The sequence below is a fragment of the Lentzea sp. NPDC092896 genome (assembly GCF_044754905.1).
GTDB lineage: Bacteria > Actinomycetota > Actinomycetes > Mycobacteriales > Pseudonocardiaceae > Lentzea.
In genome coordinates this window covers 311,418-322,568 of the sequence record NZ_JBIVPX010000002.1, presented here as the reverse complement: position 1 = coordinate 322,568, position 11,151 = coordinate 311,418, and the positions used below count along the sequence as shown (strand labels likewise).

Annotated in this window: 8 protein-coding genes; 4 read left to right on the top strand and 4 right to left on the bottom strand. The window is 70.6% G+C overall.

From position 1 onward, the window contains the following. Window positions 1-457: 457 nt before the first annotated feature. Genes ligA through ACIQF0_RS12880 form a run of 3 tightly spaced genes read right to left on the bottom strand, consistent with a single transcriptional unit; the run spans window position 458 to window position 4,122 of the window. On the bottom strand, window positions 458-2,452 hold the full coding sequence (ligA, locus tag ACIQF0_RS12890) for an NAD-dependent DNA ligase LigA (protein ID WP_401028492.1): 1,995 nt from the start codon (window positions 2,450-2,452) through the stop codon (window positions 458-460). A gap of 57 nt (window positions 2,453-2,509) precedes the next feature. Then, window positions 2,510-3,310 (bottom strand): alpha/beta fold hydrolase, encoded by an 801-nt coding sequence (locus ACIQF0_RS12885; protein ID WP_401028489.1) that lies wholly within the window; start codon window positions 3,308-3,310, stop codon window positions 2,510-2,512. Next, window positions 3,310-4,122 carry an LLM class flavin-dependent oxidoreductase gene (locus ACIQF0_RS12880; RefSeq protein WP_401028486.1) on the bottom strand — a complete coding sequence of 271 codons (813 nt, stop codon included), beginning with the start codon at window positions 4,120-4,122 and terminating at the stop codon, window positions 3,310-3,312. The genes ACIQF0_RS12885 and ACIQF0_RS12880 overlap by 1 nt, the downstream gene beginning before the upstream one ends. 86 nt (window positions 4,123-4,208) lie before the next feature. Here ACIQF0_RS12880 and ACIQF0_RS12875 point away from each other — a divergent pair, with 86 nt between their 5' ends. Continuing rightward, window positions 4,209-5,066: a LysR family transcriptional regulator gene (locus ACIQF0_RS12875; RefSeq protein WP_401029932.1), complete on the top strand. Its 858-nt coding sequence runs from the start codon at window positions 4,209-4,211 to the stop codon at window positions 5,064-5,066. Here ACIQF0_RS12875 and ACIQF0_RS12870 read toward each other — a convergent pair. After that, a complete protein-coding gene (locus tag ACIQF0_RS12870; protein WP_360035291.1) occupies window positions 5,063-5,293 on the bottom strand; it encodes a hypothetical protein in 231 nt (76 codons plus the stop codon). The genes ACIQF0_RS12875 and ACIQF0_RS12870 overlap by 4 nt on opposite strands. 69 nt (window positions 5,294-5,362) lie before the next feature. On the opposite strand from ACIQF0_RS12870, the gene ACIQF0_RS12865 reads away from it, so the two are divergent. Genes ACIQF0_RS12865 through ACIQF0_RS12855 form a run of 3 tightly spaced genes read left to right on the top strand, consistent with a single transcriptional unit; the run spans window position 5,363 to window position 11,070 of the window. Next, window positions 5,363-6,370 (top strand): pyridoxal-phosphate dependent enzyme, encoded by a 1,008-nt coding sequence (locus ACIQF0_RS12865; RefSeq protein WP_401028484.1) that lies wholly within the window; start codon window positions 5,363-5,365, stop codon window positions 6,368-6,370. Continuing rightward, window positions 6,367-7,488 (top strand): M20/M25/M40 family metallo-hydrolase, encoded by a 1,122-nt coding sequence (locus tag ACIQF0_RS12860; protein ID WP_401028482.1) that lies wholly within the window; start codon window positions 6,367-6,369, stop codon window positions 7,486-7,488. Before ACIQF0_RS12865 ends, ACIQF0_RS12860 begins: the two co-directional genes overlap by 4 nt. A 36-nt stretch (window positions 7,489-7,524) precedes the next feature. After that, entirely contained in the window at window positions 7,525-11,070 is a 3,546-nt protein-coding gene (locus tag ACIQF0_RS12855; protein WP_401028480.1) for a helix-turn-helix domain-containing protein, read from the top strand. The last annotated feature ends 81 nt before the right edge of the window (window positions 11,071-11,151 follow it).

The following is an 11,151-nucleotide window of genomic DNA, read 5'->3' as shown; positions in this document are numbered from 1 at the left end:
CGGGCCCCAACACAAACGCCTTCGCGGCATACCGTTCGGCTGGAACCGCGTCGTGCCCACCGCCGAGAGGCGACCGCCGCACCGACCACAGGCTCGGCCCTCAAGCTGTACACCCCCAGACAGCTTGAGGGTCTTCCTCCTCACCGGGATTCCCTTGCACCACCGAGAATCCCTCACCGGACGCGCTCGATCCCTTGCGAAGCCAGGAACTCAGCACTCCGAGCGGTGAGCGAGCACACAGATCACCAGGAAACACAACGGAACCCCGCACCGTTGTACGAGACGGTCGGCGCGGAACGAGTCCCCGGGCCCCAACACAAACGCCCTCGCGGAACACCGTTCACCCGGAGCCGCGTCGTGCCCACCGCCGAGAGGCGACCGCCGCACCGACCACCCACACTCGCCCCCAGGCTGCCGTCCTCCCCCAGGCAGCGTGGGGGCTTCTCACATCAGCGGGTCAGGCGACTCCGGCGGCGATCAGCTTCGTCCAGATCTCGCCCTGGTCGACCACCTCGACGCCGAGCTTCTCCGCCTTCGTCAGCTTGCTCGCGCCCACGCCCTCGCCCGTGATGAGCAGGTCGGTGGTGGCCGAGACCGAGGAGGCGGCGGTGGCGCCGGCGCGTTCGCACATCTTCTGGAACGTCGGGCGGGTGACCTTCTCGCCCGAGCGCGGGTCGCTGATCGAGCCCGTGATCACGACGGACTTGCCCTCCAGGGGCGCGCCGGCGACCACTACCGGTGGCAGGTCCTCCTGGCGGACCTCCAGGGAGACGCCGCGCTCCCGCAGGCGTTCGATCTCCGGGCGCAGGCGGGCCAGGTGGAAGTTGATCGACTCGGCGACCTTCTGGCCGATGTCCTCGACGGCGACGAGCTTCTCGACGCCCGCGTCGGCCACCTCTTCCAGGGAGCCGAAGCCGGCGCGGCACAGGCGGGCCGCGGTGCCCTCCGAGGCCATCGGGATCGAGAGGCCGATCATGGCCCGGCGCAGGCCCACGGCGCGGCTGCGGTCGATCGACTCGATCATGCGGGTCGCGGAGATCTCGCCCACGCGGTCGAACTCCAGCAGGCGTTCCTTGGTGAGCGTGTAGAAGTCGGACGGGTTCACCAGGTCGCCGGTCTCGGCGAGGCGCTCGATCCACACCTGGCCGATGGCGTCGATGTCGGCGGCGGCGCGCGACGACCAGTGGATCAGGCGGCGCACGGTCTGGGCGGGGCAGACGGCGTTCGTGCAGAACAGCTCACGGCTGTTGCCCTGCTCGGTCAGCGGTTGCGCGCACGACGGGCAGTCGGACGGCGGGACGATCTCGCGCTCGTCACCCGTGCGCTTCGACTCGTCCAGGACGCCCGCGACGAACGGGATCACGTCGCCCGCGCGACGGACCAGGACCGTGTCGCCGATCTTGATGTTCTTCGAGCGGATGACCTCCTGGTTGGCCAGCGTCGCGCGGGTGACCGTGGTGCCGCCGACGAACACCGGCTCCAGCCACGCGACCGGCGCGATCTTGCCGGTCTTGCCCACGTCCCAGACGACGTCCTTGAGCACCGTCGTCTTCTCCTCGGCCGCGAACTTGTAGGCGATCGCGCCGCGCGGAGACGACGAACGGGTGCCCGCGGCGGCGAACGCGTCGCGGTTCGCCAGGCGCAGCACGGCGCCGTCGAGGTCGTAGTCGAGCGAGTTGCGGGCCTGTTCGATGCCGCCGATCAGCTCCTGCGCCTCGGCCGCGGTGGAGCAGTGCTTCATCTCCGCCACGCTGAAGCCCAGCTTGCGCAGGCCCGCGTCGAGGTCGGAGTCGGCGCTCTCCGGCTCCGTCGTCAGGTCGAACGCGAAGAACTGCATGCGCCGGCCCTCGACCGCCTTCGGGTCCTTCGCGCGCAACGTGCCCGCCGCGGCGTTGCGCGGGTTGATCAGCGGCTTGTCCGGGTGCGCCGCGTTGTACGTGTCGAACGTCGAGCGCAGCATCACGCACTCGCCGCGCACCTCGACGCGGCCCGGCGCCTCGACCTTGTCCGGCACGCCGTCGCACAGCGCGCGCGTGAGGAACGTGACGTCGTCACCCGTCGTGCCGTCGCCACGGGTGACAGCGCGCGCGAGCCGGCCGTTCTCGTACACGAGCGCCAGCGACAGACCGTCGAGTTTAGGCATGACGACCACGGGCTGGCCGGGGAACCGCGAGAAGAACGACTCGACCTGCTCGGGCTTGTTCGCCTTTTCCAAGGACAGCATCGGCCGTGAGTGCCGCACGGGCGCGTGCAGCACCGACGGCGCGCCCACGTGGTCGAGCGGGTTGTCCTTCGGCGCCAGCTTCGGGTGCTTCGCGACCAGAGCACGGAACTCGTCCTCGATCGCGTCGTACTCCGCGTCCGCCACCAGCGGCTCGCCCTGGTAGTACGCGTCACGCAGCTCGACGATCCGCGCCGCCAGCTCCTGAATCCGATCCCCCGCAGCACTCATGAACGGGACGTTACCCGGCACCCCTGACAATTCCGTGCAGCCGCGATCGAGCACCGCTCAAGCCGTGTGCTCCACCAGGGCGTCGACGAACGCGGGCCACACCGGACGTGGCAGATCGTGCCCGACCGAGTCCAGGACCAGCAGCGACGCACCCGGCACGGCGTCACGCAGAGCTTCCCCGTGAGCAGGCGGATAGACCGGATCGAGCGAACCGTGCACCACCAAAGTGGGAGCGACGACGTCCCCGAACCCGCCCCCACGCGGTGCGTCGAACTCCATGCGGAAGTGGTTCGTCATCGCCGACGCCACGTTCACCGTCCGTGCCACGTCCTCCACAGCCAAGAGACGCACGGCGTCCTCGTCGAAGTACGGCGAAGTGCCCGCATATGCCCGTAGCACCGACACGATGGACTCCACATCGGACGAAGACTCCGCACTCGAAGCCTCCAGAAAGGCCTCGGTCATCGGCGGCAGGTCCGGATCGCCGGTCGTGGTCGCCACGAACGTCAGCGACAGCACCCGGTCCGCGTGATCGACGCCCAACGCCAGCGCGATGGCCCCGCTCATCGACCGTCCGACCACATGAGCGCGGTCCACGCCCAACGCGTCCAGGATCCCCACGGCGTCCAGCACCAGGTCGGACAGCGCGTACCCCGGCTCACCGGGCGGATAGCTCACGGACAGCCCCGTGTCGCGGTTGTCGTAACGGATCACGAACCGCCCACGCGCCGCGATCGCCGCACACAACTCCGACTCCCACCACAACATGGACGCGCACGCGCCGTGAATCAGCAACACAGCCGGATCGGCAGGATCCCCGAACGTCTCGACGCACAACTCCACCCCGTTGACGCGCATCACCGCACCGCCGGTCCATCGCGCAGCACGCCACGCACGTGATCCACGGACAAAGCAGCGGGGTCGAAGGCGGTCAGACACCAGGTCGCCCCGGCCGAGACGTACGGCGTGACGTCCTCACCAGGAGAGACCTCGCAGACGTAGTCGAACGGCCCGTCACCCGTCCGCAGCGCCTCCACCTGCCCCACCGCGTCAGCGAACTCACCGGCAGACGACAGGTTCACGGGGAAGAAGCCGTCCAGAGCAGCGGCACGACGCATCGGCCGCACCTTCCCCGGAAACCCAGCGGCCCACACCGGCACACCAGGCTTCTGCACGGGCCGAGGCAGGAACGTCACACCGTCCACTGTGTAGTGCGCGCCGCGATGATGCACGACCTCCCCGGACCACGCCGCCCGCAGGATCTCCAGCGACTCGTCCAGCATCTGGCCGCGCACGCGGTCGTCGCACTCCTCCCCGGTCCGCGAGAACTCACCCGCGAACCGGTCGCTCCCGAGCCCCACCCCGAGCACGAGCCGGCCACCGCCGAGCAGGTCCAGCGACGCGGTCTCGCGGGCCAGCTTCACCGGCCGCCGCCGGGCGACCGCCGACACCATCGGGCCGAACCGCAACCGCGAGGTGGCCGAGGCGACGGCGGCCAGCGTGATCCACGGATCGGCCACGTGCGTGACCGGCTCGCGCCAGCGGACGTGGTCCCAGACGAACAGCCCCGCCCAGCCCGCCTCCTCGGCCTCGGCGGCGAGGCGAGCGATGAGCAACGGATCGGCGAGCGCGTCGAACAGCGGCAACCAGAGAGCACATCGTGGGTTCATGAGAGCAACGCTAGAAACCGAAGAACATTAACAAAAGCGATAGATTCTACTCAGAAAGACCAGTGAAGCTTATAGTCAGGCCTGTGATGGACCTCCGCCACCTGGCCACCCTGGACGCAGTGGCCGCCGAAGGCACCTTCGGCAAGGCCGCCGACCGTCTCGGCTACACGCAGTCGGCCGTGAGCCAGCAGGTCGCCGCGCTGGAGAAGACCGTCGGCGGCGCCGTGTTCGACCGCCCGGGCGGCCCGAAACCGGTCCGCCTCACCCCTCTGGGCGAGGTACTGCTCGCCCACGGACGCGAACTCCTGGCCAGAGCCGCCGCCACCGAGGACGCCGTCGAACGCTTCAAGGCCGGCGAGGGCCGCGTCGACATCGGCACCTTCCAGAGCGTCACCAACGTCATCCTCCCGACCGTGGTGCGCCAGATCCTCACCGAACACCCCGGCGCCGACATCCGGCTGTTCGAGGAGGAGACCGACCAGCCCAGCGCCGACGGCCTGGACCTGGTCTTCTTCGACGGACGGGTCAGGGACGCCGAGCAGGTCAAGATCCTCGACGACCCGTACGTGCTGGTCACCCGCCGCGGCCAGTTCCCGGACGGCCCGGTCCCGCTGCGGGCCCTGCACGGCGCCGCGATGGTCGCCCAGCCGCCGATCTGCGACCAGGCCAGGGTCGAACGGGTCTACGCCGACGCCGGGGTCGCGCCGCTGATCGTGTTCCGCACGGCCGACAACCGGGGCGTGATCTCGATGGTCCGCGCCGGCATGGGCGTCGCCGTGATGCCGAGGCTCGCGCTGGACGTCGAGGACGACCTGTCCACGCACGAACTCGAACCGGCGCTGGCCCCGCGCGAGATCTACCTGGCCTGGCAGGCGAACCGGACGCTGTCGCCGCTGGCCACCCGAGTCATCGAGCTCACGAAGCAGACCGCCGCCGAGCTCTAGTCACGCGGCCCGCGCAGCATCAGCACCACCCGCAGGACGTGCTCGACGGCCGCCTCGAACACCGCTCCCCGCAGCTCGTCGCGGTGCACCAGGGTCTGCCCGGCGAACTCGACCATGCGCTCGGGCCCGCCCCGCCTGACCACGAGCGCGGCGACCTCCTCCAGGTCGAGAAGAGGGTGGTCGAGGCGGGTCAACGCGAACTCGACGATCAGCTCCTCGTCGCTCATCCGGCACCTCCTCCTCGCCCACTCTTCGGATTCTTCCACCGATACACGTCGAAAACATGCGCTGGACCGATGATCCGCGCCACCAGCACGCTGTCCTTCATGAAGTTCTCGCGGCCAGAGGCCCGCAGCTGGCGATGCCCGCCCGCGCCCACCGAGGTGCGGGACTTCCACGCCCGGCTGCCCGGCTACGCGCCCACTCCGCTGACCGAGCTGCCGGCTCTCGCCGCGGAACTCGAGATCGGCCGCCTGTTCGTCAAGGACGAATCCTCCCGGCTCGGCCTGCCCGCTTTCAAGGCTCTGGGCGCGTCCTGGGCCGTTCACCGCGTTCTTCAGGATCGAACCGGGCCGGTCACGCTCACCACCGCGACCGACGGCAACCACGGCCGCGCGGTCGCCAGGATGGCCCGGTTGCGCGGCCAGCGCGCTCACGTCTTCGTCCCGAACACGGTGCCCGCCCAGGCGATCGAGGCCATCCGGGCGGAGAACGCCGAGGTCACCGTCGTCGATGGTACGTACGACGACGCGGTCGCCAGCGCCGCCGCGGCGGACGGGATCCTCGTGCAGGACATGGGCCGGCCAGGCTACGAGGAGATCCCGGCCTGGATCGTCGAGGGCTACGGCACGCTCTGCCACGAGATCGACGAGCAGCTCGACGCGGAACCGGACCTGGTGGTCGTCCCGGTCGGCGTCGGCTCGTTCGCCCAGGCCGTGATCACGCACTACCGCAGCCGCGACTCCCGCACGCGGCTCCTCGCCGTCGAGCCCGACAACGCCGCCTGCGTCCTGGAAAGCCTGCGAGCGGGCGAACTCAAGACCATCCCCACGGGCGACACGATCATGGCCGGACTCAACTGCGGCACACCGTCCGCGACCTCCTGGCCGTACCTGAGCAACGGCCTGGACGCCGCCGTGTCCATCTCCGAAGCCGAATGCACCAAGGCGATGCACGACCTCCACGCGCAGAACGTCCACTCAGGACCGTGCGGCGCCGCCCCTCTCGCCGGACTGCGTGCCATCCGCAACGAGCTCGGCGACCTCGCCACCGTCGTGCTCATCAGCACCGAAGGACGCCCGTGAACCCACGTGACCTGCTGGCCGACCTGATCTCCATCGACTCGGTCAACCCCGACCTCGTCCCCGGCGGCAACGGCGAGCAGGAGATCGCCGGCTTCTGCGCCACCTGGTTCCAGCGCAACGGCTTCGAGGTCCACCGCCTGGAGCGACGACCGGGCAGGCCGTCGCTCGTCGCCGTCAGGAAGGGCACCGGCGGCGGGAAGTCGTTGATGCTCAACGGCCACCTCGACACGGTCGGCCTCGCGGGCTACGACGGCGACCCGCTCACACCGGAGATCGAAGACGGCAGGATGTTCGGCCGCGGCACGTTCGACATGAAGGGCGGCATCGCGGCCATGATGATCGCCGCCGCCAGAGCCACCGAACGCCCACTGCGCGGCGACGTGATCGTCGCGTGCGTGGCCGACGAGGAACACGGCAGCTCCGGCACGGAGGAGGTCCTGGACCACTTCACCGCCGACGCCGCCATCGTCACCGAACCCAGCCACCTCGAGGTCACGCTGGCGCACAAGGGTTTCGTGTGGTTCGACGTCGAGATCGGGGGCAGGGCGGCCCACGGGTCACGGCCGGAGCTCGGCATCGACGCGATCGCCAAGGCCGGCCACTTCCTGGTGTCACTCGAACAACTCGGCCGAGACCTCGCCGACGGCCCGAAGCACCACCTGCTCGGCACCGGCACGGTCCACGCGTCCCTGATCAGCGGCGGCGAGGAGGCCTCGACCTACCCGGCGACCTGCCGGATCACCCTCGAACGCCGCACCGTCCCCGGAGAGTCCCCGCAGCAGACCGAGGACGAGCTCCGCACCATCCTCGACCACCTCACGGAGACGGTCCCGGACTTCACCGCCACGCTCACCCGAGGCCTCGCCAGAGATCCCTTCGAGGCCGACCCCGAAGCCGGGATCGTCCGCACGCTCATCGCGAACCTGGGCGAGCCACCCGTGATCCGCGCCGAGCCGTTCTGGACCGACTGCGCCCTGCTGGACCGCGCCGGCATCCCCTGCCTGCTGTTCGGGGTCGACGGCGCGGGTGCCCACGCGGCCACCGAGTACGTCGACCTGGCCTCCCTCGACCGCCTGACCGAGGTGCTGACCGCCACGATCACCGACTTCTGCGGCTAGGGTTCTTCTCCCGGGAAGCACGAGGGGGAACCGGGGATGCCACGCAAGGAAAGACCGCTCGACACGGGCGACTCGGCGGTGCTCACGTTCGCGCGGGAGCTCAGGTCGCTGCGGGAGAGGGCGGGCAGCCCCACCTACCGCCAGCTCAGTTCGGTGACGCACTACTCGGAGGCGGCGCTGTCCCAGGCCGCCGCCGGGCGCAAGCTGCCGACGCTGCAGGTCACACTCGCCTACGTCCGGGCGTGCGGCGGGTCGGAGGAGGAGTGGGAACGCCGTTGGTACGCCACGGCCGCCGACGAAACCCAGCCCGAGCAGGACGTCGGCTCGCCCTACGCGGGGCTGACCGCGTTCGGGCAGCAGGACGCCGAACGGTTCTTCGGCCGCGACCGCCTGATCGACCGGCTCACCCGCCAGGTCGGTGACGACCGGGTCGTCGTGGTCGTCGGCGCGTCCGGCGCGGGCAAGTCGTCGCTGCTCAGGGCCGGTCTGATGCCCCGGCTGGGCGACCACGCCGTGCTGTTCACGCCCGGTCCGGCGCCGCTGGAGGAGTGCGCCAGGGCGCTGAAGGACGCGACGCCGGACACCGTTCTCGTGGTCGACCAGTTCGAGGAGATCTTCACCCTCTGCGAGGACCGCGACACCCGCCGGCGGTTCGTCGACATGCTGACCGCGCGGAGGGTCGTGCTGGGCGTGCGGGCCGACTTCTACGGCCACTGCACGGACTTCCCCGCACTGGTCGACGCCATGGGCAGCGCCCAGATCACCGTCGGCCCGATGAGCACCGACGAGCTGCGCGCCGCGATCATCCAGCCCGCCCGGCGCATCGGGCACACAGTCGAGACCGCGCTCGTCGCCGAACTCGTCGCGAACTGCGTCGAGCAGGCGGGCGCGCTGCCGTTGCTCTCCCACGCGTTGCTGGAGACCTGGCACCGCCGCAAGGGCAACACCCTGACGCTGCAGGGCTTCCGCGCCGCGGGCGGGTTCGAGGGCGCCCTGACCCGCACGGCCGAGTCGGTGTTCGCCGGACTCACCGAACGACAGCAGGAGGTCGTGCGGTCCCTGTTCATCCGGCTCACCGCGATCGGCGACGGCACCGAGGACACCAAACGCCGGATCTCCCGCAGCGAACTCGACGACGAACCGGATGCCGCGCTGGTCCTGGAAGCGTTGACGACACATCGGTTGATCACCGTGGACCACGACCGGATCGAGATCACGCACGAGGCGTTGATCCGCTGTTGGCCGCGCCTGCGCGAGTGGCTCGCGGCCGACCGCGACGGCCTGCGCGCCCACCGCGACCTGGCCGAGTCCGCGGCGGTGTGGGAGTCGCTGCACCGCGATCCCGGCGCGCTCGTGCGCGGCGCACGCCTCGGGTCGTTCCGCCCGTGGCTCACGGACCCGCCGCATCCGCTCACCGCCCGCGAACGCGAGTTCCTCACCACCAGCGTCACCGCCGAGTCCGCCGAACTCGCCAGCACCCGCCAAGGCAGGCGGCGCCTTCAGGTCCTCGTCGGCCTGCTGACCCTGCTCCTGATCATCACGACCGGCATCAGCGTGACGGCCATGCAGGCCTCGTCCGAGGCCACCAAGCAGCGCAACAGCGCGCTCTCGCAGAAGGTCGCGCAGGACGCCAAACGCCTGCGCGGCACCGATCCCGCGCAGGCCGCCCAGCTCGCGCTCGCCGCCTACCGGCTCTCCCCCACGCCCGACGCCCGCAGCGCCGTGCTCAGCGCGTTCACGCCGTTCTACGCCACCCGTCTGACCGGCCACCGCGACAACGTCAACGCCGTCGCGTACTCACCGCGACGCCACCTGCTCGCCAGTTCCAGCAAGGACCGCACGGTCGAGGTCGTCGACCTCACCGACCCGCACCACCCGCGGGAAGTCTCGACGCTCAACGGCCACACCGACAACGTCGTCAAGGTCGCGTTCAACACCGACGGCGCGCTCCTGGCCACGGCCGGATGGGACCACACGGCCCGTTTGTGGGATTCGAGCACCGGAGACGTGCTCGCCACCATCACGCACAACGACCAGGTCAACGCGGTGGCGTTCAGCGGCGACAACCGGATCCTGGCCACCGCGAGCACGGACCGGATCGTCCGGCTCTGGGACCTCACCGACCTGCGCCAGCCGCGCCGGATCGCCGAACTGCCCCACTCCGACTCGGTCATCTCGCTCGCGTTCAGCCCGGACAGCTCCAAACTCGTCGCCGGCGCCAACGACGGCACCGCGCTGCTGTGGGACCTGACCGGCACCCCTGCCTCGCGCGCTCTCGCCGGAAAGGGCCCGGTGCACGCGGTCGCCATCAGCCCGGACGGTCAGAGCATCGCCACCAGCCGGGATCGCGACATCCAGGTCTGGCCGACGAACGGCGGTGAGCCGCGAATCCTGTCCGGGCACACGGACGTCGTGCGCGGACTGGCGTTCAGCCCCGACGGCCTGCTCGCGAGCACCTCGGTCGACCGCACCGCGCGCGTCTGGGACCTCGGCCAGGCCGACCCGCTCGTGCTGACCGGCCACACCGCCGCGGTCGTCGCGGCCACGTTCGCCGGATCGACGCTGGCGACCGCGAGCGACGACCACACCGTCCGGCTCTGGGACCTGCCCGGCGAGCTGCTTCAAGCCCACAGCGACTCCGTCTACTCCGTCGCCACGAACGGCAAGATGGTCGCGACCGGCGGCTACGACCGCACGGTGAAGCTGTGGCAGGACGGCAGGCTCCGCACCGTCCTGACCGGGCCGGCCGACGCCGTCAACACGGTCAGGTTCTCCCCGGACGGCAGGATCCTGCTGGCCGCCAGCGCCGACCACCGCGTGCACCGGTGGGACATCAGCGGCACCCCGGTGAAGCTCCCCGACTTCGCGGGCCACGCCGACGCCGTGAACGCCATGGCGATCAGCCAGGACGGCTCCACCATCGCCACCGCCGGCACCGACCGGACCATCGTGCTGTGGGACGCGGCGACGGGCGCCTCGCTCGGCACCCTGCTCGGCCACTCGGACACCGTGGAGGCACTCGCCTTCAGCCCCGACGGCCGCCTCCTGGCCAGCGGTTCCGGTGACTTCAGCGCCCGGATCTGGGACGTCGCCCAGCGCCGGGTGATCACCCACCTCACCGGCCAGACGCACGCCGTCAAGTCGGTCGCGTTCAGCCCGGACGGCAAGCTCCTCGCCACCGGCAGCACCGACTTCGCCGTCCGAATCTGGGACGTCGCCGCCGGCACCCTCACGGCCGAGCTGACCGGCCACACCGACACCGTGCACGCCATCGCGTTCTCCCCCGACGGCACCACCCTGGCCAGCGCGAGCGCCGACCACGACGTGCGGCTGTGGCGGGTGGCCGACCGCACCCCGTTCGCCACCCTGTCCGGACACACCGAGCGGGTGTACGCGCTGGCGTTCCTGCCCGACGGCCACACGCTGCTCAGCGCGGGTGGCGACCGGACCGTTCGAGCGTGGGAGGCCGATGCCGAGCACGCTGCCGCACGCATCTGCGCCACGGTGTCGCCGCCCCTGTCCGCCCCCGACTGGAACCGCCACTTCCCGGACATCGACCCCACCCCGCCCTGCCCGCGATGACGTCGTCAGAGCGACGATCGCGGCAGACCCACCTCTTCACTCATGGTGCTCCCCCTTCTCCTGCCGCCTGTTCTAGCCGGA